Source organism: Cryobacterium shii (assembly GCF_004402595.1).
In the GTDB taxonomy this organism is placed as follows: Bacteria; Actinomycetota; Actinomycetes; order Actinomycetales; family Microbacteriaceae; genus Cryobacterium; species Cryobacterium shii.
Genome location: NZ_SOFY01000005.1, coordinates 55,344 through 74,302, shown reverse-complemented (window position 1 = coordinate 74,302; position 18,959 = coordinate 55,344). Strand labels below are relative to the sequence as shown.

Here is an 18,959-nt window from a genome sequence, read left to right as displayed (position 1 = left end):
CGAATCGTCCGTGACGCACGTGACGCACGTGACGCACGTGACGCACGTGACGCACGTGACGCACGTGACGCACGTGACGCACGTGACGCACGTGACGCACGTGACGCACGTGCCGAACGTGACGCGGGTGCCGCATGACCGAGCGCAACGTGAGGCCCGTGGGCGACTCCGCCCGGGCGGCCGAGGGCATCAACTCGTGGCGCACCCTGTATCTGGTGGCGGGCGGCGCATCCGTCGGCTTCATCCTGTTGCTGATCGCGGCCATCACACTGGACACCGTGTCGCCGCCACCGGTCGACGGCGGCGCGGAAACGCTCGAGTTCATCGCGACGAACAAGTCGGTCTACGTGGCCGAGCAGGTGCTCTGGCTGCTGCCGAACATGCTGGCGGTGCTCACCTTCGTGGCCCTGTTCGTGGCGCTGGCGCCGACAAATCGTAGCCTGGCTCTGATCGGCGCGGTGGTCGGCGGCCTGTCCTGGGCGTCGTTCCTGGCCATCCCCGTCACCAGCCGGGGCTCGCTCACCCTGGTCTACCTGAGCGGCCGCCATTCGGAGGCAACCTCAGACACCGAGCGTGCGCGCTTCGCCACGGCAGCGGAGGCGATCCTGGGAGAGAACAACACCCCGGCCATCGTCGGTGTGCTGTCCGCGGCGGGCATCCTGCTCATCTCGCTGGCGATGCTGCACAGCGCTCTGCCGCGCTGGATCGGCTGGCTGGGAGTGGCCGCCGGGGTCTTCGGCGTCGCCGGTGAGGCGCTGCGGCAGGTGGTTCCCTCGTTCTATCTGGGCTACGGCCTGCTGATGCCGGCCTGGTTCCTGGTGGTGCGCATCGCCCTGGTGCGGCTCGGCCTGCGCACGCCGCGGTGACAGCTGTTTCCGCGGCGCGCGCGTGCTGCGCCGTTTCGCTGGCAGTACGCCACGCGCAGAGCGGCGCACCTGGCGCGTTCGAGCAGAACAGACGGGCGACGGATGCCGCGCCGCGGCCTACTCGGCGTCGCTCGGCACTCGCACGGTGAGGCTGCCGGGCTCCACCCAGGTCTTGAGCGCGACGGCGGTGCCGTACCCGTCGCCGTCGAGTTCGATCTCTTCCGGGCGGTGCAGACGCAGGATGAGCTCCTTGCCGGTGGCGTAGTTGAGCGCGTCGACGTCGCCGGTGCGCAGCTTGCGCCCGAGCGCGGTGCGGCTGAGTACGCCGTTCTCCCAGAGCACCTTAGAGAGGATCTGGATCCAGCCGCCGAGGCCCTTGGGCTTCATCACGACCACGTCGAAGGCCCCGTCGTCGAGGGCCGCGTCGGGGATGAGTTCGATGCTGGCCGGCAGCGACCCGCAGTTGCCGATCATGACCGTGTGCGCGCGCAACGACTGCTCGGGCTTGCCGTCGAGGCGATACCGGAAATTCAGCTCGCTGTCGTCCTTGCCGACGGCGACCAGGGCCTTCACGTAGGCCAGCCAGCCGGCCTTCGCCTTGAGGCCGTCGTCGGTGTTGGCGAGCATTTTGGCGTCCAGGCCGAGCCCGGCCATCACCAGGTAGACGTGCTTGTCGACCGACCGGTCCGCCCGCTCGATCTTGATCCGGCAGACGTCGATCGCCTTGTCCTTGCCGGTGAAGGCGGTGTGCAGCGAGTGCGCGGCGTCGTCGAGGGTCAGCTTCAGGTTGCGGGCGAGCAGGTTGCCGGTGCCCGACGGCAGCAGGGCCAGCGCGCACTCCGTGCCGGCCACCTCTTCCGCGACGGCGCGCACGGTGCCGTCGCCGCCCGCCACGATGATGACGGATGCCCTCGCCTCGATCGCCTTCCGGGCCGGGCCCTGCCCCGGGTCCTCCTCCGACGTCTCGAACCACAGCGTCTCCGGCCAGCCCGCGGCGGTCTGCTCGGCCGCGACGGCGGCCTTGAGGTCGTCGAGGTTCACCTTCACCGGGTTGTAGATGACCGCGGCGAGCAGGCTGTCGGTCGCCGATTCGGTCGGGGCGTCGTTGTGGAGGTCGGTGGTCGTCATGGGGTCCGTCCGTTCGGGGAAGCGAGGTCAGGTGTTTCATTCTGCGAACAAGTCACTCTAGTAAGACGGATGCCGCCGCCCATTCGTCACGCCCTATCGGGCCGGGGGAGGGTCTTCCCAGGTGCAGACCGCCTCCTTATGCTGGCACCGAACGGGCTCGAATCCCCGGAAAGCCCCGCAATTCCACCCGCGTTTCCTATCGCCTATGAAGCCAGGAGGCACCTATGAACCCCGATCGCCTGCCGAAACCACCGGCCGAGCCGTGGCAGACCGTGAGATATGTCGGCCGCAGCGTCGCCGCCACAGGGATGCTGCTGGCTCGGCGCCGCGTGCACCTGCCCCGGCAGAGGGTGGGGCGCCGGCTGCCCTTCACCGACGGCAGCGAGGCAGTCGTCTACCGCGAGACGATCGTCGATCGCGGGCCGACCCTCCACCCAACGGTGCTGATCGTCGCGTTCCGGCTGCGCGTGCTCCGAAGCGACTCTGCCCATGCCCTGTTCCGCGCCGAGAGCATCCTGAGCACGCCCCTGTGGTCGGATTCCCCGGTTACGTGTCAAAACTGTGGCTGACCAACGACGCGAACGGCGTCTACCGCGGCATCTACGAGTGGGACGGCCCGGAACGCGCGGAGAACTACGCGCACACTCTGGCGGGTGCTGGCGCTGGGCAGCGTGCCCGGTTCGATCCGTTACCGGGTGCTGCCGGGCATCCGTCGGGACGATTTTCTGGCCAATCCCGTTCTGGCGACGGATGCCGGCGCCCCGGCCCCGAGGTCGGCCGGCGAAGCCTGATGGCTGCCCGCGCAGCCCGTGCCGGCGATGCGGTGACCGGGTGCTGCGGTGACGGGCCGCCGCGGTGACCGGGCCCTGCAATGACTGGGCCCCGCGGTGACTGACCGGATCGTCGACGTGCTGGTCGTCGGGGCCGGCACCACCGGCCTGGCCCTGGCGCTGCAGGCGCACGACCACGGCGCGCGCGTGCGCATCATCGAACGCCGCCAAGACCTGTTCCGGCCGTCCCGGGCCCTGCTGATGCACCCGCGCACGCTCGAGGTGCTGCGGCCGCTGGGGGTGACGGATGCCCTCCTCGCCCGCGGCGACACCGCAGCCGAGGTTCGGCTGCACCTGCGCTCCCGGGTGGTCGCCGTGGCTTCCCGGCAGCTCGACCTGCCGGGAACCGCCTTCCCGCACCTGCTGGTGATCCGGCAGGCCGACGTCGAGGCCGTGCTGGCGCAGGCGCTGGAGGAGCGCGGGGTGCGGATCGAGCGCGGCGCGGAACTGGTGGGCTTCCGGTTGGAGAACCGGCTGGCGCTCATCCGCCGGGAATCGGGGATCGAGGCGGCGGCGTACCGCTACCTCGTCGGCTGCGACGGCGCCGCGAGCCTCGTGCGCGGACGGGTCGGCGCCTGGCGCGGCGGCGACTATGCCCAGGAGGTGGTGCTCGCCGACCTGGGCCTGCAGTCCCGGTCCGACGGTGACGGGGCTGCCGCCGACACCCTCGACCCGGGCAGCGCCCACGTCGTCGCCGCACGCCGCGGACTGCTGTTCCTGTTCGCGAACGGTGAGCGCGCCCCCTGGCGCATGCTCGCCACCCGCCCCGCCGGCCCCGCCCCGCTGCCGTTCGGGCAGCCCGGACCCGCAGTCCCGCGGGCCGAGCTGCAGGCCCTGGTCGACGAGGCCGGCCTGCCCGCCACGATCACGGATGTCGCGTGGTCGGCCCAGGTGCGGCTGCAGCACCGGCTGGCCACGCATTTCCGGCGGGGGCCGTTCTTCCTCGCCGGGGACGTCGCCCACCTGCACTCCCCGGCGGGCGGGCAGGGCATGAACACGGGCATCCAGGACGCCCTCAACCTCGGCTGGAAGCTGGCCTTCGCCGCCGGCCAGGTCCGCCCGAGCCCGGTGCTGCTGAACTCCTACGAGCGGGAGCGGCGCCCGGCCGACCAGCTCGTGCTGCGCGCGACGCACGCCGTCCCAGTTCCGGATGAACTACCGGGGCAGCCCGCTCTCGGTCGATGCGGCAGTGCCGGCGAAAAACCAGCAGCTTCCGCGTTCAGGGCGGGGCCCGCGCCCCGGGTCGCGGGTCGCCGACACCGAGGTCACCTGCGCGGGGGAGCGGGTGCGGCTGCACGCCCTCCTCGCGCGCCCCGGAGTGCACATCCTGCTGCAGGCCGGTGCGGCCGATCCGGGCCTGGCGCCGCAGGGCGGGGGGCCGACGGATGCCCGCATCCACCTGCACCGCCTGACCGACCGCCCCGGAACCGGCGTGCTGATCGTGCGCCCCGACGGCTACGTCGGGTTCCGCGCGGCCACGGCCGACCCGGACCCGATCCTGGAGTGGCTGGGCCTGGTCGGCCTCCACCCGGGGCGCGGGTGACTCTTCCGGGGGGCACGGGGCGCGGGTACGCTCACCAGCGGTTGCCGCGGAGCCGGCCGACGGCATCCGTCACGTTCACTGACGCACTATCAACCACCGACGCACTATCAACGGAAGGGTCGCTTCGATGCCCCCCAGGACAGCCACGACAGGCACGAAAATAAGCACGGATGCGCGCGCCATAGCCCGTCGAACGGGCACCCTGCTCGGCGGGATGCCCTACCTGAGGTTCGGCACCGGCACGCCTCTGGTCGTGTTGCCTGGATTCGGCCAGAACAATGAACCGACGGTCGGCTTCGAGCGGATGTTCGTCTCCCAGACGCTGATGCCGCTCGCGGCCAACCACCGAATCCTGCGGCTGACCTCGCGCCCCGGCCTCGACCCGAACTCCACGATGAAGGAAATCGCCCGGGACTACGCCGACGCCCTGCGCCTGGAGTTTCCGGGGCCGGTCGATGTGATGGGGATCTCGACCGGCGGGAGCATCGCCCTGCAGCTGGCCGCCGACCACCCGGACGTGGTGCAGCGACTGATCGTGGTCTCCGCGGCCTACAAGCTGGGGCCGGTGGGCAAGGAGGTGCAGTCGCGTGTCGCGGAGGAGGTGGCGGCGGGCCGCCCGCGCCGGGCCGGGCTCGAGATGTTCCGCACCCTCGGCACCTCGGCGTTCACCCGGTGGCTGTCCGGCGGAATGGGATGGCTCCTGGGCCCGGCCATGCTGGGCAAGGCGACGCCCGACATGATGGCCATCATTCACGCCGAAGACGGCTTCAACCTGCGCGACCGGCTCAGCGAGATCGATGCGCCCACCCTGGTGGTCGGCGGCGACCGGGACGGCGGTTACCCGGTCGAGCTGTTCCGGCAGACGGCGGCGCTGATCCCGAACGGCCGTGCGATCGTGTACCCCGGCCAGGGGCACATGGTCGTGACCAGTGAACCTCGCCTGATGCAGGACGTGCTCGAGTTCCTCGACGGCTGGTCGCCGAATACGCCGGATCCTGCGCCATGATTGACGCATGATGGGTGGCGACTTCGACCGAACGGATGCCCTGCTGGCCGACATCCGTGATCTCGTGCGTCGCGCAGAGCTCATCACGCGTCGCGGCCGCGAGTCGTTCGTCCACCCGGCCCGTCCGGCCGGCCCGGCCGACCTGGCCCGTCGGCTCGAGGGGCGAGCCATCGTGATCGACGTTCAGACGGCCGTCCAGGCACTGCCCACGGCGTACCGCGATCGGTATCCGCTGGTGGCCTGGGAGAAGCTGCGGTTCCTCGCCGACTACCTCGCGGCCGCCCCCGACGTCGACTACGAGCTCGTCTGGGACGCCCTGGCGGAGGACCTGCCGGGGCTGGTCCGCCAGCTGGGCATCCGCTAGGCGAAAGCATCCGTTAGGCGAAAGCACCGAAAGAAGAAGCACTCGGACGCGACATCCGGGATCAGCGCAGCGGGAACACGATCCGGGTCTGCCACTTGGCGGGGTCCGGCTCGGTGTCGGGGCCGACCAGGCATTCCTCCCACATGTCCGGGGCCAGGTCCAGCTTCTGCTCCAGGAGCCACGTGCTGAGTTCGCCATAGGTCTGGGTGAGGGTGTCATAGGAGCCGGTGTGGATGGCCTCGATGGCCGGGCCACCCGGCAGCGTCTCGACGACCACCAGGGGTGTCGGCGTGACCGGGTGGGCCACGGGGAAACCCGCCGTCACGTCCACGGTGTCGGTGGGCATGCCGTGGTACATCGAGATCGGCGGACCGGCCGGGAAGGCGCCCTGCTTGCCCAGTTCGGCGGCCGCGGTGCCGAAGGCCCGCCCCATGAACTCGCTCATCGGGGTCATTTTGATCGTCTCGTGCACCCCGACCAGGGTGCGCGGCTCGAGTTCGACTCGTTCATGGGGTCCTCCAGGGCGGCGACAACGGATGCCGGCCTCGACCGAGGCCGACGGCACCCAATGTAGTCCCCGTTCAGGGCCGTCAGTAGGGCCCGCCGTGAGCCGCGTCTCGTTGACAGCCACCGCGGGGCGGCGTTACTTTGGTGGGGAATTCGCATAGGAGGCCGTCGTGCCCGATAGCTTGATTCCCCAGTTGATGACTCGCCTGCAGGGGCGGGTGATCACCCCTGTGGACAGGGACTACCAGATCGCCCGCCTCGTCTACAACAACCTGGTCGACAAGAGGCCCGCGGCCACTGTGCGCGTCTCCGGTGTCGACGACGTCGTCGGCGCCGTCAGGATTGCGCAGGAATTCGGTGTCGATCTCGCTATTCGCGGTGGCGGCCACAGCGCATCGGGCTTCGGCACCTGTGACGGCGGGATCGTCATCGATTTCGCCGACTACGACCGGGTACGAGTGAACCCCGTGACCGCTCGGGCGCGCGCGGAGGGCGGCGCCCGCTGGGCGGGCTTCAACCACGCCACTCATGCATTCGGCATGGCCACCACCGGGGGCCTCGACGGCGCGGAGGGAATCGCCGGGCCGACCCTGAGCGGCGGGATCGGCTACCTCGCCCGCAAATACGGTTTGAGTTGCGACAATCTGCTCTCGGCGGAGGTCGTGATCGCCGACGGGACCGTGCACACGGCCAGTGCGATCGAGAACGAGGACCTGTTCTGGGCCCCGCGGGGCGGCGGCGGCAACTTCGGGGTCGTCACATCGTTTGAATACCGGCTGCATCCGGTCGACATGGTGCACGCGGGCGTGATCTTCTACTCCATCGATGATTCCCGGACGGTGGCGGAGTTCTACCGGGAACACCTGGCGAGCGCCCCTAAGGAGTTCAGCGCGTTTCTCGGGTTCCACCTGTGCCCGGCGGCGTCCTACCTGCCTGCCGAACGGCACGGCGAACCGATGTGCGTCGTCGCGGGCATCTGGATCGGGGACCTCGCGGAGGGGGAGGCACGCTGGCAGCCCTACCTGGATGTCGCCCCGGTCGTCGGCGCCATGGTGCAGCGGATGCCCTAACGCCGAAGCCAACACGGTTTTCGGCGGGGGGCTGCGCTCGGGCCTGCACGTCTACGGGAAGGCCAACTTCCTGCCCGAGCTCAGTGACGGGGCCATCACCGCGTATCTGGACTTCGGCCGGATGGTGCCCACCCTGGACACGTCCGTTCATATCCATCCCATCGACGGTGCCGTTCAACGCGTCGGCCCGGAGGAGACGGCGTTCCCCTACCGGCACACGCGGTTCTCGCCGACGATCGCGTGCATGTGGGACGACCCCGCCGACAGCCAGGCGAACATGAAATGGGTGCGTGACTTCTGGACCGCGCTGCGGCCCTTCTCCGAACCCGACCGCTACATCCATTTCAAGGATTCGGAGGACCAGGTGCGCATCGCCGACACCTTCCGGGTCAACTACGACCGGCTGGCCACGGTCAAGGCGAAGTACGACCCGGAGAACGTCTTCCACCTCAACGAGAACATCAAACCGGTCGTGCCGAGATTCAGCACCTTCCACGATTCCACCACCTGATTCCGGCGGTCGTCCCGACCCGTCCTCGTCGTGGAGGAAGGCCCGATCAGGAGAGCGCCGGGATGATCGCGCCAGAGAAGACCTGCCAGGCCAGTGCGGTCTTGGCGACCAGGCTCAGCGTGATGTAGGCGCGCTCGCCGCGCAGGTAGTCGCGCCAGCCGCCCACCTGCTTGTACTGCAGCACCTGGTTGACCGCGAACGTGTTGAAGAAGAGGAACAGCGAAATGATGATGCCGTACACGAAGGCCGGCGGCTCGGCCTCGCTGGTCGACCCCGGGGCGATGAAATAGATCAGGATGACGATCCACGGCACCACGCCCACCATCGCCCCGAAGATGAACGGCAGGAAGTTGCCGTTGCCGGGCGTCTCGTACTTCTCCTGCAACGCCCCGAACATGATCATGGCGGCGTTCACGGCGAAGATCGAGAAGAGGGCCGCGACATCCGTGATGCCGGTGATCTGCGCGATCAGCCAGATCATGATCGACGAGCTCAGGGAGTACTCGACCCAGCGGAAGTAGTTGTGGTTCTGCCGAAGTCCGGTCGCGTAGCGGGCGAAGAACCAGGGCGAGGAGATCAGGAAATGGAAGAAGGCCGACAGGGCCAGGAATGCCACCACGCCGATGCCGACGTTGACGTCGAACAGGGTCACGCGTTCGGGCGGCAGCGGAACCCCGGGAGGCCCGGCCAGGTAGTCGGCGGTGACGGCGAAGGTGACCTGGTCGCTCAGGAGAGTGAGGACATAGGCGAACCCGATCGCCTGCACCAGATGCAGGGAGCCGGCCACGATGTTGTACGCCCTGAGGCGGGAGATCGTCTGATCATCAGTGCGCACCTTGCGGGCCATCGGGGACTCCTTCACGGGTGGATGAGGCCGAGAATAGCAGGGCGTATTGTCGTTGCCCAGAAGGCGCGATGGACGTCTCAGACCACGCCGAGAGGCAGGTGGTCTCCGGCCGGCAGCTCCACCCGGATCGGGTCGCCGGGGGTGACCGTGCCGCCGCTGACGACGATGCCCATGATGCCGGCCCGTCGGGTCACCCGGCCCGCGTCATCCGTTTCGATCAGGGTCTTCATCAGGCCGCGCTGCAGCCCGTTGATCAGGGAACACGGGTTGCGCATGCCGGTGACCTGCACGACGGCGTCGGCACCGAGATGCAGCCGGGTGCCGAGGGGGAGGCCGAGCAGGTCGAGGCCGCGCGTGGTCACGTTCTCGCCCAGCTCGCCGGGCGCGAGGGTGAACCCGGTCTCGGCCAGGTCGTCGAACAGTTCCGCGGGCAGCAGGTGCACCTGGGTCAGGTTGGCCCGGCCGGGATCCTTCCGCACCAGGTAGCGGTGCGCGGTCGTGGCGCCGGCATGCGCGTCGCCCTCGACGCCGACGCCGCTGATCAGACGGATGTCCGGCACGACCGGCTTGCTGAACCGGTGCCGGTCGTCCCGGCTGACCGAGACCACCGCCCCGCGCGCATCCTGCATCATGTCCCCGAGTCTCGCATACGCCCGTGTTCGGTCAGCCGAGAATTCACTTAGACGATGTGGATTTTTTCCGGCGCAAACGTAGGCTGGCTTCGTGAAGGTCATCAGCTACAACCTCCGTAAGGACCGCGCGAGCGGCGAACTCATCGCTTTGTCGGAGCGCTACGATCCCGATGTCCTCTGCCTGCAGGAATGTGACACCCGCGAGCTGCCCGAAGAGATCGGCCTGCTGCACCTGGCCGATTCGACCGTGCGCAACCGGCTCGGCCTGGCGATCTACTACCGCAAGGACCGCTTCACGGCGGAACACACCAAGACCTTCGCGCTGAAGAAATCCCTGCATGACCGGCTGCTGACGCCCGCGCACGAGCGGCTGATCGGCACCCGGCTGACGGACCTCGCCGAGAACCGCGAACTCGTCGTCGCGTCCTTCCACGCCGCACCGCTTACCGCGCTGAACTCCCTGCGCCGCAACCAGATCCGGTCGGCCCACGAGGAGCTGAACATCCTCGGTCCCGGCCTGCCGACCCTGATGGTGGGCGACTACAACTACCCCATCTTCAAAGGCCACCTCGGCGACCAGGTGAACCAGTCCGGCTACGACCTCACCATGAGTGACACGCGCACCTACACCCGGTACAAGTTCTTCCGCGGGCACTTCGACCTGGCGACCTCCATCGGCCTGACCATCGAGAACGTCGAGACGCTGCCGATCGGCGACTCCGACCACATGCCCATCCTCGTCACGTCGTCGTACAGTGACGAACCCGTCAACCAGACGAACGTCCCGGCCAGCCTCGCCGAGTCGGAGCGGGCCCCGGGCGGCGACTTCAGTATCTGAGCCGGGGCCGGGGTCCCGCCGACGGCGCCGACCCTCCTATCGCGCCTATCGCGCCTGAGCGATGATGGCCTGGGCGATGGCCTTCGAATCGCTGGAAATCGACGAGACAAAGATGGCGTCCGCGCCGAGCGAGAACCAGAGGTCGCAATTCGGGCGGCCAGCAACGCAATTCGACACGGCTTTCTCGCTTCCCGTCTGACCCATCAGCCGGTCGAGGTGCTCGTCGCTGTTCGGTCCGAGCCCGGCAGCAATGCGATCCACGATGGCTGCGTTGTCGAGCGCGAGAACGAAACTCGCCCTCGCGTCGAACCCTGCCTCCGCAAAACAGTCCACAAACCCCGCATCTGTGAGGGCCACGCTGTCGAGCGAGACGATGTCCGACGGCAGAGCGGCCGAGTCGGCATACTCACCAACGGTTGCCACTCCGAGCGCGGTGGCCAGCGCCGGAGCCTTGAGGAAGCTCGAGCAGGGCTCCACCAGAGGATCGCTCGCACGAGCCGGCGTCGCCGGCCAGTCGAGCTGCGCCGGAGTCGCGTTCGCAATGGTTGAGAACACGGCCGAGGCCGCCGGGTTGAGCTTCGCGAAGATATCCTCCTGCGACGATCCGACCAGGCTGTCTCCCACGCCGAACCCTGGATCGTGCACCATGACGCTCACCCAGGCGGAGCCGATGGGCGCCGTGGCCTTGCAGCCGGGATCGCCACAGGACTGCGCTCCGTCGAACACCGCGAACGGTGTTGTCGCCGTTGTTCCCGGTCCGTCGCCGAACGTGTACGAGGTCCATTTCTCGGCGGCGCCGGGCAAGACCTCGACGTCGAGCCAGGGGACCCCGGGTTCGCCGATGATTTTCGAGTAGCGGCCCTGGGACCCATCGGCCAGCCAGGCGCAGCGAATCCCTCCGGCTGCGGTCGATGCGGAGTCGTGCGGGGTGGGGTAGGACAGGAGACTCGCAAAATCGCTGGGTGTCGACGGTGACGCGAGGGCCGCATCCACGTCTGGCCCACCAACGAGTTCGGCACAGGTCAGGGGTGCGGCGGCCGCCGGAGTCGAGGCGGGAGCCTCACCGGCGCCGGGACCGGCCGACGAGCAGCCGGACAATGCAACGAGCGCTCCCGCGACCACAACGGCCGCACCCCAAGACAGTCTCATGGGCCGAAGCTATCAGCGCTTGGACCGGAAGCGGGACAGGTCGCGAGAACAGCCTGGCCCCGGCTAGCGCGATCCGCCGCGGGACCAGAGGAAGTGGGCGCGCACGGACAGTGCGCCTCCGATCAGGAGGGCCACCCCCGCGACCGACAAGAGCACGGTCAGGAACCGGTTCGCGGTGACCGCGTTCAGGATGACCAGCGCCACCGAGAAGGTGCTGAAGCTGAACCCGGCGATCGCGCAGGTATTGAAGGACCAGTTCTTCACGGGTTCGATGTCCAATCGGGTGGGAGACGTTCACAGCAACCGAACCAGGCTCGGGTGGCGGCCGGAATCGAGTCTGGCACACTCCCGTGGGCCGAACCCGAGCAGCCCGCAATCCCCGCCCGGCGCCTACCGGAAGCTCTCCGGCAGCACCACATTGCCGGGCGCCCCGCGAAACAGCGGCCCGATCTGCGCGGGCGTGTAGCCCGCGATCCCGCACCCGATCTCGGTGACCAGAAACCGCAGTTCCGGATGCTGCCCCGCGAACTCCAGAAACGTCGCCACCTCCGCCGCGATCACCTCGAGCCCGCTCATGGTGTCGATCGCGTAGGACTGGCCGTGCAGGCCGTGGCCTTCGCCCCAGACCGCGCCGAACTTCTCCTGCGCCGTCGCGGCCGCTCCGCCGAGGTGCATCCCGGTGGCATTCGATCCGAAGACGAAGACTTCGTCAGACGCAAGCTCGGTGATCATCATGCCCCGGAGTGTAGCCGGGACCTGCCCGCTGGCGTCGATCAGACCACGGGGTCCATCGAGTTGAGGTGGCAGGCGTCGTTCCACATCTGCAGCACCCGGGTCTCGCGTTCCCAGCCGAGGGTGGACACGGTCGCCGTGCCGAGGCTGAGGTGCCGCCCCGCGGCCGCGGGCAGACCCATCCAGCGGGCCGTCATGATTCGCAGAAAGTGCCCGTGGGCGAACACGGCGACGGGGCCGGGGGCGCCAAGGCAGCGTTCGATGGCGGTGTCGGCCCGCACGCCGACATCGTCGACGGTTTCGCCGCCGACGATGGGAGAGGTCCAGACCGACCAGTCGGGCTCCGCCTCGCGGATGTCCGCGGTCGTGCGGCCCTCGAAGACGCCGTAATCCCACTCGAGAATGTGTTCGTCGGGCATGCCCTTGCCAGCATATCCGGCCCGCTGCATGGTCTCCCAGGCTCGTGTGAGGGGGCTCGACAGCACCAGCGAGAAATCGCGGCCCTGCAGCATGCCGCCGAGGGCATCCGCCTGCTGTCGACCGAGATCGGTCAGCGGGATGTCGGTGCGCCCGGTGTGCCGGCCGGAGATGCTCCACTCGGTTTGCCCGTGCCGCACCAGCACGATGTCGTTCTTCCGGGCCGTCGGCATCATGTCAGGGCACCAGCAGGATCTTGCCCACGTGAACGGATGCTTCCAGCCGCCGGTGGGCCTGGGCGGCATCGTCGAAGGAGAAACGGCTGTCGATCACCGGGCGGAACCGGCCGGATGCGACCCAGGGCCAGACATCCGTTCTGACGGCCTGCATGATGGCGGCCTTCTCCTCGAACGGGCGGGAGCGGAGGGTGGTGCCCCAGTACCGGCCGCGTTTCTGCATCAGGTGGAACGGGTTGAAGATGGCGTCTTCGCCGCTCTGGTTGGCGATCACCATGATGCGCCCGTTCAGGGCCAGGGCGGCCACGTTGCGGGCGGCGTAGGAGCCGCCGATGATGTCGAGGATCACGTCGGCGCCGTGCCCCCCAGTCGCCGCGGCAATCTCGGCCGGGAAATCCTGCTCGCGGTAGTTGATCAGGATGTCCGCGCCCAGGTCCCGGCACACCGCGAGCTTCGCGGCCGACCCGGCCGTCACCGCCACCCGGGCACCGGCCAGCACGCCGAGCTGGATCGCCGTGGTGCCGATGCCGCTCGCGCCGCCGTGCACGAGCAGGGTCTCCCCGGCGGCCAATCCTGCGCAGAGGAACACGTTCGACCACACGGTCGCCAGGGCTTCCGGCAGGGCGGCCGCCTCGACGAGGTCCGTCGAGTCGGGGACGAGCAGAGCGAGGTCTTCGTGCACCACGGCCTCGGTGGCGTAGCCGCCGCCGGCCAGCAGGGCGCAGACCCGGTCGCCGACCTGGAACCGTGAGGCCTCGGCGCCGGTCCCGGTGACCGTGCCGGACACCTCCAGCCCGGGCCACTGCGGCGCCCCGGCCGGCGAGGGGTAGCTGCCCAGCCGCTGGGCGACATCCGCCCGGTTGACGCCGGCCGCGGCCACCCGAATCCGGATGTCGCGGGGCCCGATGGGCAGGTCGGCCACGGTCGTGAGGGTGAGGGTTTCGGGCCCGCCGGGGGTGTCTACCAGAATCGCGCGCATGCGTGCCATCCTACGAGCGCCGACCGTGACCTTTCCGGTCGAGAGTGACCGGCGGAACGGGCGCTCTCGACCGGAAAGGTGACATGACGGGGCAGATCGGGGACCCGCCGCCGGGCGACTGGGCGGATCCCGGGAACAAAACTACGATGGTCAGGGAGTCTCCTCGTTCGACCGCCGACACCAGCCGGCGCGTCGCGTTCACGGCTCGACCATCCGCAATGACGCGGAGATCACATATTTGATGGAGGCTGTTTTCAATGACGTCTGAGTCCACCCGTGCGATCCCGGCCCCGACAGGCAGCACGCTCGACGCTTTCATCTCCGACTACTACGAACACCTGGCCGGTGAAGACCGCCAGAACTCCAACGTGGAAACCCTCCACGAGCGGGCCGTCCACCACTGGCAGGTCGCCCTCAGCCGTACTCCCGGCACCCCGAACATCGAGGTCCATAACGAAGCCGGCCGCAGCGTCGTCTACATCGTCACCGACGACATGCCGTTCCTGGTCGACTCCGTCACCGCCGAGCTGGTGCGGCAGCACTCCGCCATCCACCTCGAGGTGCACCCGCTCCTCGTCGTGACCCGCGACCGGCACACGAACGAGCTGATCGGGGTCAGCCGTGTGCACGGCGGTGACGCCGCCCGGCCCGGCGACGTCGACGAGACCGTGAGCCAGGTCGAGTCGTGGATCGCGATCGAGATCGAGACCGCCAACGACGAGGCCCGGGCCAGCCTGGTCACCGGTCTCGCCAAGGTGCTCGGCGACGTGCGCGCCGCGAACGAGGACTGGCGGGCCATGCGAACGAAGGCCGTGCAGATCGCCGACGACCTCGGCCACGTCGCCCACGCCGAGGGCATCCAGGAGATCAAGCAGGCGCAGGACCTGCTGCGCTGGCTCGACCGCGACAACTTCACCTTCCTCGGCTACCGGGAGTACGACCTGGAGACCGTCGACGGCGAAGACGTGCTGACCATCCGTGAGGGCAGTGGCCTCGGCTTGCTGCGCTCGATGGAAGACGGCCACCAGATCCAGCACCTGACGGATGCCGGCCGGCACAAGGCGCGAGAACGCAGCGCCCTGGTGATCACCAAGGCCAACTCGCGGTCGAGCGTGCACCGGCCGGCGTACTTCGACTACATCGGGATCAAGAGCTTCGACGCCGACGGCAACGTGCGGGGGGAGCAGCGCTTCATCGGCCTGTTCGCCGCCACGGCGTACACGAGTTCGGTGCGGGACGTGCCGATCCTGCGCGAGAAGGTCGACGCGGTGATGGAGCAGGCCGGCTTCCCGCCCGGGTCGCACAGCGGCAAGGAGCTGCTCGGAATCCTGGAAACGTACCCCCGCGACGAGTTGTTCCAGATCGACGTGCCCACGCTGTTCACCACCGCGCTGGCCATCCAGCGGCTGCAGGAGCGCCGCCGCACCCGGCTCTTCCTTCGCCCGGATGTCTACGGCCGGTTCATGACCGCGCTGGTCTACTTCCCCCGCGACCGGTACACCACGGCCGTCCGTCTCCGGATCGAGAAGGAGCTGCGGGACACGTTCCACGCGGAGTCCGTCGACTTCGAGGCCCGGATGACCGAGTCCGCGCTGGCTCGACTGTTCTTCCGGATCCGGCTGCAGAAGAACGACACGGTCGGCGTCGTCGACACCGCCGCACTGGAACACCGCCTGGTGATGGCGGTGCGGTCCTGGCCCGAGGGGATCGGCGAGAAACTGCGCGAGAGCTACCCGCTGGATGAGGCGGAGCGCCTCGCCGAACTCTGGTCGGAGGCCTTCCCCGCCAGTTACCGGGTGGACTACGAGCTCGAGGAGGCTCTGGAAGACATCGGCCGATTCGAGGAGGGCGCCGCCGCGGCAGCCGCCGCGCGTGCCGTCGGCACTGAGCCGGCCAGGCCCGCACTTCACGTCTACCTTCCGACCGGCACGGGCGCCGGCGACACCGTCGCCGACGCCGACGATGGGAGCACCGCTGGGCGCGGCGCCGCCGAAGAGGATGCCCGGGTCAAGCTCTACCTGATGGAGCCCAAGAGCCTGAGCCAGATCCTGCCGTTCCTGCAGAACCTCGGCATCGAGGTTCTCGACGAGGTGCCCTTCGAGATCAGAACCGCCGACGGCCGGGACTTCTACCTCTACGACCTGGGCCTGACCTACCCGGCCGGCGTCGACCCGATCGAGACGGGCGCCCTGCTGGCCGACTCGTTCGGCGCCGCCGTCAGCGGAGCCACCGAATCGGACGGGCTCGACCGGCTGGTACTCAGGGAGGGCATGGCCTGGCACCGGGTCGTCATCCTTCGCAGCTACGCCAAGTACCTCCGCCAGGCCGGCAACACCAACTCCTACGGGTTCGTCGCGGACACGCTGCTCGCCAACCCCGCCGTCACCGGCGGCCTGGTGTCGCTGTTCGAGGCCCGGTTCGATCCGGATCTGGCCGAGGAGGAACGCACCAGCCGGGCGGCGCAGGTGCGCGAGCACCTGACCGTGGCCATGGAGCAGGTCACCACGCTCGACGCGGACCGGGTGCTGCGCACCCTGATCAACCTGATCGAAGCGACGCTGCGCACGAACTTTTTCCAGGGCAAGCCGTACCTGAGTCTCAAGCTCGACCCCACGGCGATCGAACTGCTGCCCTTCCCCCGGCCGCGCTACGAGATCTGGGTCTACTCCCCGCGGGTGGAGGGGGTGCACCTCCGCTTCGGCAAGGTGGCCCGCGGCGGTCTGCGCTGGTCGGACCGGCGCGAGGACTTCCGCACCGAGGTGCTCGGCCTGGTCAAGGCGCAGACGGTCAAAAATGCCGTGATCGTGCCCACCGGGGCCAAGGGCGGGTTCTTCGCCAAGAAGCTGCCCGACCCGGCCGTCGACCGGGCCGCGTGGATGGCGGAGGGCATCGAAAGCTACAAGACCTTCATCCGGGGACTGCTCGACCTCACCGACAACCTGGTCACGACCGCGGGCGGCGAGCAGCTGGTGCCGCCCAGCCGGGTCGTGCGCCACGACGACGACGATTCCTACCTGGTCGTCGCCGCCGACAAGGGAACGGCCACGTTCTCGGACATCGCCAACGGGCTGGCCGCCGAGTACGGCTTCTGGCTCGGCGACGCGTTCGCCTCCGGCGGCTCGATCGGCTACGACCACAAGGCCATGGGCATCACCGCCCGCGGTGCGTGGGAGTCCGTCAAACGGCACTTCAGCGAACTCGGCGTGGACACGCAGTCAGAGGAGTTCACGGTCGTCGGGGTGGGCGACATGTCCGGCGATGTGTTCGGCAACGGGATGCTCCTGTCGCAGCACATCCGTCTCGTTGCGGCCTTCGACCACCGGCACATCTTCCTGGACCCGACTCCGGATGCCGCGGCCTCGTTCGCGGAACGGCGGCGCCTGTTCACCCTCCCGCGTTCCTCCTGGGCGGACTACGACTCCAGCCTGATCAGCGCCGGCGGCGGGGTCTTCCCGCGCCAGGCCAAGGTGGTGCCGATCTCCGCCGAGGTGCGGGCCGCGCTCGGGCTGCCCGACGGCACCACGCGCCTCAGCCCGCCGGAACTGCTCCGGGCGATCCTGACGGCCCCCGCCGACCTGCTCTACAACGGCGGCATCGGCACCTACGTCAAGGCGAGCACGGAGACGGCCGCGCAGGTCGGCGACAAGGCCAACGACGCCATCCGGGTCGACGGCAGGGACCTGCGGGTCAAGGTCGTCGGCGAGGGCGGCAACCTCGGGCTGACCCAGCTCGGCCGGATCGAGGCGGCGCTGCAGGGCGTCATCCTCAACACCGACGCGATCGACAACTCCGCCGGGGTCGACTGCTCCGACCACGAGGTGAACATCAAGATCTTCGTCGACCGCATGGTCGCCGCGGGCAAGCTCTCCGAGGAGGAACGGTCGGAGTTCCTCGCCTCCATGTCCGACGAGGTCGCCCGCCTGGTGCTGGAGGACAACGTCGACCAGAACATCTTGCTGCTCAACGACCGCGCGAAGGTGGCCAGCTGGAGCCCCAGCTACGAACGCCTGATGGACTGGCTGGAGGCATCCGGCGACCTCAAACGCGACCTGGAGGCCCTGCCGACGACGTCGACTCTGCGCGAGCGCCTGGAAACGGGCCAGGGCCTGACCTCACCCGAGCTGAGCGTGCTGGCGGCGTACGCCAAGATCGAACTGGCCACGGCGCTGCGGGACAGCGACCTGGCCGACGACCCGTGGTTCCGCCGCACGCTGCGCCGGTACTTCCCCCGGCAGCTGTCCGAGCGCTTCGACGCCGAGCTGGACACGCATCCGCTCCGCCGCGAGATCATCGCCACGGTCGTTGCGAACGACATGATCAACCTCGGCGGGGTGACGTTCGCGTTCCGGGCGATGGAGGAGACCTCGGCGAACCAGGCCACGATCGCCCGGGCGTTCGTCGCCCTGCGCGAGATCTTTGAACTGGACGTGCTGGTCGAGGAGCTGAACGCCCTGCCGTCGTCGTTCCCGACCCGGCACTGGACGGCGATCCACCTGGACATCCGTCGCCTGCTCGACCGTGCCGTGCGCTGGCAGGTCAATCAGGGCGCATCGCGGCCCGTGGGCGACGTGGTCGCGCAGTACAAGCCGCAGATGGACCTGATGCGGGCGCACCTGGACGACTACCTCAAGGGCGGGGACCTGAAGCGGGTGCTGTCCCTGCTGGACACCGCGCAGGCGTGGGGCGTGCCCGAGAACCTCGGCCGCCGGTGGGCGGAACTCTTCGAGGCCTTCGCCCTGCTGGACGTGGCCACGATCGCCGCCCACACGGACGAGCCCATGACGGATGTCGCCGGGGTGTACTACACGGTGTACGACCGCTTCAGGGTGGACAACCTGCTCGAGCGCATCACCGTGCTGCCGCGCAAGGACCGGTGGCAGGCACTGGCCCGCGCCGCCCTCCGCGACGACCTGTACACGACCGTGGCCGACATGACCCGGGCCGTGCTCAGCGAAACGGACGCCGCCAGCGCCGAGGACCGCCTGCTCGCCTGGGAGGAACAGAACGCGGAACAGCTGGGCCGGGCCCGGAGCGTGTTCGAGGAGGTCAATGCCCTCGCCCAGGACGACATGGCGTCCCTGTCTGTGGTGGTGCGGCTGCTGCGCTCGATCGTGCGCCGGTGAGCCGAACAGTGGGCCGGCCCTCCTGAGCCGGCCCCGCGTCGCCGATCCCTGCCGCCGATCCCGCCCCTTCAAACGTCGGCCGTGTGGCTAACTCAGGAGAACCGTCTACCGGCGCCACACCGGCCGCGGAATCATGCGGCGAGTTGCGGCCCGACGGCGAGATCTCCTGAATTAGCCACAA

General features: G+C 69.0%; 20 protein-coding genes and 1 pseudogene. 12 read left to right on the top strand and 9 right to left on the bottom strand.

What is annotated here, in order from left to right; translation table 11 throughout:
• The first annotated feature begins 134 nt into the window (after positions 1-134).
• A complete protein-coding gene (locus E3O49_RS00795; protein ID WP_166787134.1) occupies positions 135-866 on the top strand; it encodes a DUF4386 family protein in 732 nt (243 codons plus the stop codon).
• Between the two features lie 117 nt (positions 867-983).
• Here the strand turns inward: E3O49_RS00795 and E3O49_RS00790 are convergent, their stop codons facing one another.
• A complete protein-coding gene (locus E3O49_RS00790) occupies positions 984-1,994 on the bottom strand; it encodes a diacylglycerol/lipid kinase family protein (protein WP_134365077.1) in 1,011 nt (336 codons plus the stop codon).
• A gap of 224 nt (positions 1,995-2,218) precedes the next feature.
• Between E3O49_RS00790 and E3O49_RS16795 the strand changes: the two genes are divergently transcribed.
• From E3O49_RS16795 to E3O49_RS00770, 6 genes and pseudogenes are all read left to right on the top strand, one after another.
• Positions 2,219-2,563, top strand: coding sequence for a hypothetical protein (locus tag E3O49_RS16795; protein ID WP_198415930.1), 345 nt, complete (start codon positions 2,219-2,221; stop codon positions 2,561-2,563).
• An 84-nt stretch (positions 2,564-2,647) separates the two neighbouring features.
• A complete protein-coding gene (locus E3O49_RS16790) occupies positions 2,648-2,785 on the top strand; it encodes a hypothetical protein (protein WP_198415929.1) in 138 nt (45 codons plus the stop codon).
• Between the two features lie 96 nt (positions 2,786-2,881).
• A pseudogene (locus E3O49_RS18885) lies at positions 2,882-3,892 on the top strand (FAD-dependent monooxygenase); the annotation flags it as partial.
• An 82-nt stretch (positions 3,893-3,974) separates the two neighbouring features.
• Positions 3,975-4,367, top strand: a complete 393-nt coding sequence (locus E3O49_RS18880; protein ID WP_338144962.1) for an aromatic-ring hydroxylase C-terminal domain-containing protein — start codon at positions 3,975-3,977, stop codon at positions 4,365-4,367.
• A 127-nt stretch (positions 4,368-4,494) separates the two neighbouring features.
• Positions 4,495-5,373 carry an alpha/beta fold hydrolase gene (locus tag E3O49_RS00775; protein WP_134402580.1) on the top strand — a complete coding sequence of 293 codons (879 nt, stop codon included), beginning with the start codon at positions 4,495-4,497 and terminating at the stop codon, positions 5,371-5,373.
• Positions 5,374-5,380: 7 nt separating this feature from the next.
• On the top strand, positions 5,381-5,737 hold the full coding sequence (locus tag E3O49_RS00770) for a ribonuclease HepT family protein (protein ID WP_134365075.1): 357 nt from the start codon (positions 5,381-5,383) through the stop codon (positions 5,735-5,737).
• 61 nt (positions 5,738-5,798) lie between these two features.
• Here E3O49_RS00770 and E3O49_RS00765 read toward each other — a convergent pair whose 3' ends face one another.
• Complete coding sequence (locus E3O49_RS00765) at positions 5,799-6,302, bottom strand: GyrI-like domain-containing protein (protein ID WP_277612478.1); 504 nt, start codon at positions 6,300-6,302, stop codon at positions 5,799-5,801.
• A gap of 112 nt (positions 6,303-6,414) precedes the next feature.
• Here E3O49_RS00765 and E3O49_RS16925 point away from each other — a divergent pair, with 112 nt between their 5' ends.
• Together E3O49_RS16925 and E3O49_RS16920 are read left to right on the top strand one after the other, a co-directional pair.
• Positions 6,415-7,314 (top strand): FAD-binding oxidoreductase, encoded by a 900-nt coding sequence (locus E3O49_RS16925; protein ID WP_244285233.1) that lies wholly within the window; start codon positions 6,415-6,417, stop codon positions 7,312-7,314.
• On the top strand, positions 7,271-7,825 hold the full coding sequence (locus tag E3O49_RS16920; protein ID WP_241975845.1) for a BBE domain-containing protein: 555 nt from the start codon (positions 7,271-7,273) through the stop codon (positions 7,823-7,825). The genes E3O49_RS16925 and E3O49_RS16920 overlap by 44 nt, the downstream gene beginning before the upstream one ends.
• 46 nt (positions 7,826-7,871) lie before the next feature.
• On the opposite strand, the gene heR is transcribed toward E3O49_RS16920, so the two are convergent.
• A complete protein-coding gene (gene heR, locus E3O49_RS00755; RefSeq protein WP_134450831.1) occupies positions 7,872-8,672 on the bottom strand; it encodes a heliorhodopsin HeR in 801 nt (266 codons plus the stop codon).
• Between the two features lie 77 nt (positions 8,673-8,749).
• Positions 8,750-9,304 (bottom strand): MOSC domain-containing protein, encoded by a 555-nt coding sequence (locus E3O49_RS00750; protein ID WP_370263745.1) that lies wholly within the window; start codon positions 9,302-9,304, stop codon positions 8,750-8,752.
• 91 nt (positions 9,305-9,395) lie between these two features.
• Between E3O49_RS00750 and E3O49_RS00745 the strand changes: the two genes are divergently transcribed.
• Positions 9,396-10,142 (top strand): endonuclease/exonuclease/phosphatase family protein, encoded by a 747-nt coding sequence (locus E3O49_RS00745; protein ID WP_134365073.1) that lies wholly within the window; start codon positions 9,396-9,398, stop codon positions 10,140-10,142.
• Positions 10,143-10,187: 45 nt separating this feature from the next.
• Here the strand turns inward: E3O49_RS00745 and E3O49_RS16430 are convergent, their stop codons facing one another.
• Positions 10,188-10,790 carry a hypothetical protein gene (locus E3O49_RS16430; RefSeq protein WP_134404901.1) on the bottom strand — a complete coding sequence of 201 codons (603 nt, stop codon included), beginning with the start codon at positions 10,788-10,790 and terminating at the stop codon, positions 10,188-10,190.
• Here E3O49_RS16430 and E3O49_RS16425 point away from each other — a divergent pair.
• A complete protein-coding gene (locus E3O49_RS16425; protein WP_134365071.1) occupies positions 10,789-10,998 on the top strand; it encodes a hypothetical protein in 210 nt (69 codons plus the stop codon). The two genes, E3O49_RS16430 and E3O49_RS16425, sit on opposite strands and share 2 nt — an antisense overlap.
• A 356-nt stretch (positions 10,999-11,354) precedes the next feature.
• Here the strand turns inward: E3O49_RS16425 and E3O49_RS00735 are convergent, their stop codons facing one another.
• From E3O49_RS00735 to E3O49_RS00720, 4 genes are all read right to left on the bottom strand, one after another.
• Positions 11,355-11,555: a hypothetical protein gene (locus tag E3O49_RS00735; RefSeq protein ID WP_134365070.1), complete on the bottom strand. Its 201-nt coding sequence runs from the start codon at positions 11,553-11,555 to the stop codon at positions 11,355-11,357.
• Between the two features lie 126 nt (positions 11,556-11,681).
• Positions 11,682-12,026 carry an A1S_2505 family phage non-structural protein gene (locus E3O49_RS00730; protein ID WP_134365069.1) on the bottom strand — a complete coding sequence of 115 codons (345 nt, stop codon included), beginning with the start codon at positions 12,024-12,026 and terminating at the stop codon, positions 11,682-11,684.
• A 38-nt stretch (positions 12,027-12,064) separates the two neighbouring features.
• The gene (locus E3O49_RS00725; RefSeq protein ID WP_241975846.1) at positions 12,065-12,676 is read right to left on the bottom strand and encodes a histidine phosphatase family protein; all 612 of its coding nucleotides are present in this window, start codon (positions 12,674-12,676) and stop codon (positions 12,065-12,067) included.
• 1 nt (position 12,677) lies between these two features.
• Positions 12,678-13,655, bottom strand: a complete 978-nt coding sequence (locus tag E3O49_RS00720; protein WP_134365068.1) for an NAD(P)H-quinone oxidoreductase — start codon at positions 13,653-13,655, stop codon at positions 12,678-12,680.
• Between the two features lie 257 nt (positions 13,656-13,912).
• On the opposite strand from E3O49_RS00720, the gene E3O49_RS00715 reads away from it, so the two are divergent.
• Complete coding sequence (locus E3O49_RS00715; protein ID WP_134450827.1) at positions 13,913-18,778, top strand: NAD-glutamate dehydrogenase; 4,866 nt, start codon at positions 13,913-13,915, stop codon at positions 18,776-18,778.
• Positions 18,779-18,959: the final 181 nt, after the last annotated feature.

Coding starts and splice junctions, on each gene's coding strand:
- E3O49_RS00795 (WP_166787134.1), top strand. CDS start 135: ATGACCGAGCGCAACGTGAGGCCCGTGGGCGACTCCGCCCGGGCGGCC.
- E3O49_RS00775 (WP_134402580.1), top strand. CDS start 4,495: ATGCCCCCCAGGACAGCCACGACAGGCACGAAAATAAGCACGGATGCG.
- E3O49_RS18880 (WP_338144962.1), top strand. CDS start 3,975: ATGAACTACCGGGGCAGCCCGCTCTCGGTCGATGCGGCAGTGCCGGCG.
- E3O49_RS16920 (WP_241975845.1), top strand. CDS start 7,271: ATGTCGCCCCGGTCGTCGGCGCCATGGTGCAGCGGATGCCCTAACGCC.
- E3O49_RS00715 (WP_134450827.1), top strand. CDS start 13,913: ATGACGTCTGAGTCCACCCGTGCGATCCCGGCCCCGACAGGCAGCACG.
- E3O49_RS00730 (WP_134365069.1), bottom strand. CDS start 12,026: ATGATGATCACCGAGCTTGCGTCTGACGAAGTCTTCGTCTTCGGATCG.
- E3O49_RS00750 (WP_370263745.1), bottom strand. CDS start 9,304: ATGATGCAGGATGCGCGCGGGGCGGTGGTCTCGGTCAGCCGGGACGAC.
- E3O49_RS00790 (WP_134365077.1), bottom strand. CDS start 1,994: ATGACGACCACCGACCTCCACAACGACGCCCCGACCGAATCGGCGACC.
- E3O49_RS00770 (WP_134365075.1), top strand. CDS start 5,381: ATGATGGGTGGCGACTTCGACCGAACGGATGCCCTGCTGGCCGACATC.
- E3O49_RS00725 (WP_241975846.1), bottom strand. CDS start 12,676: ATGATGCCGACGGCCCGGAAGAACGACATCGTGCTGGTGCGGCACGGG.
- E3O49_RS00720 (WP_134365068.1), bottom strand. CDS start 13,655: ATGCGCGCGATTCTGGTAGACACCCCCGGCGGGCCCGAAACCCTCACC.
- E3O49_RS16425 (WP_134365071.1), top strand. CDS start 10,789: ATGACGCTCACCCAGGCGGAGCCGATGGGCGCCGTGGCCTTGCAGCCG.
- E3O49_RS16430 (WP_134404901.1), bottom strand. CDS start 10,790: ATGGTGCACGATCCAGGGTTCGGCGTGGGAGACAGCCTGGTCGGATCG.
- heR (WP_134450831.1), bottom strand. CDS start 8,672: ATGGCCCGCAAGGTGCGCACTGATGATCAGACGATCTCCCGCCTCAGG.
- E3O49_RS16795 (WP_198415930.1), top strand. CDS start 2,219: ATGAACCCCGATCGCCTGCCGAAACCACCGGCCGAGCCGTGGCAGACC.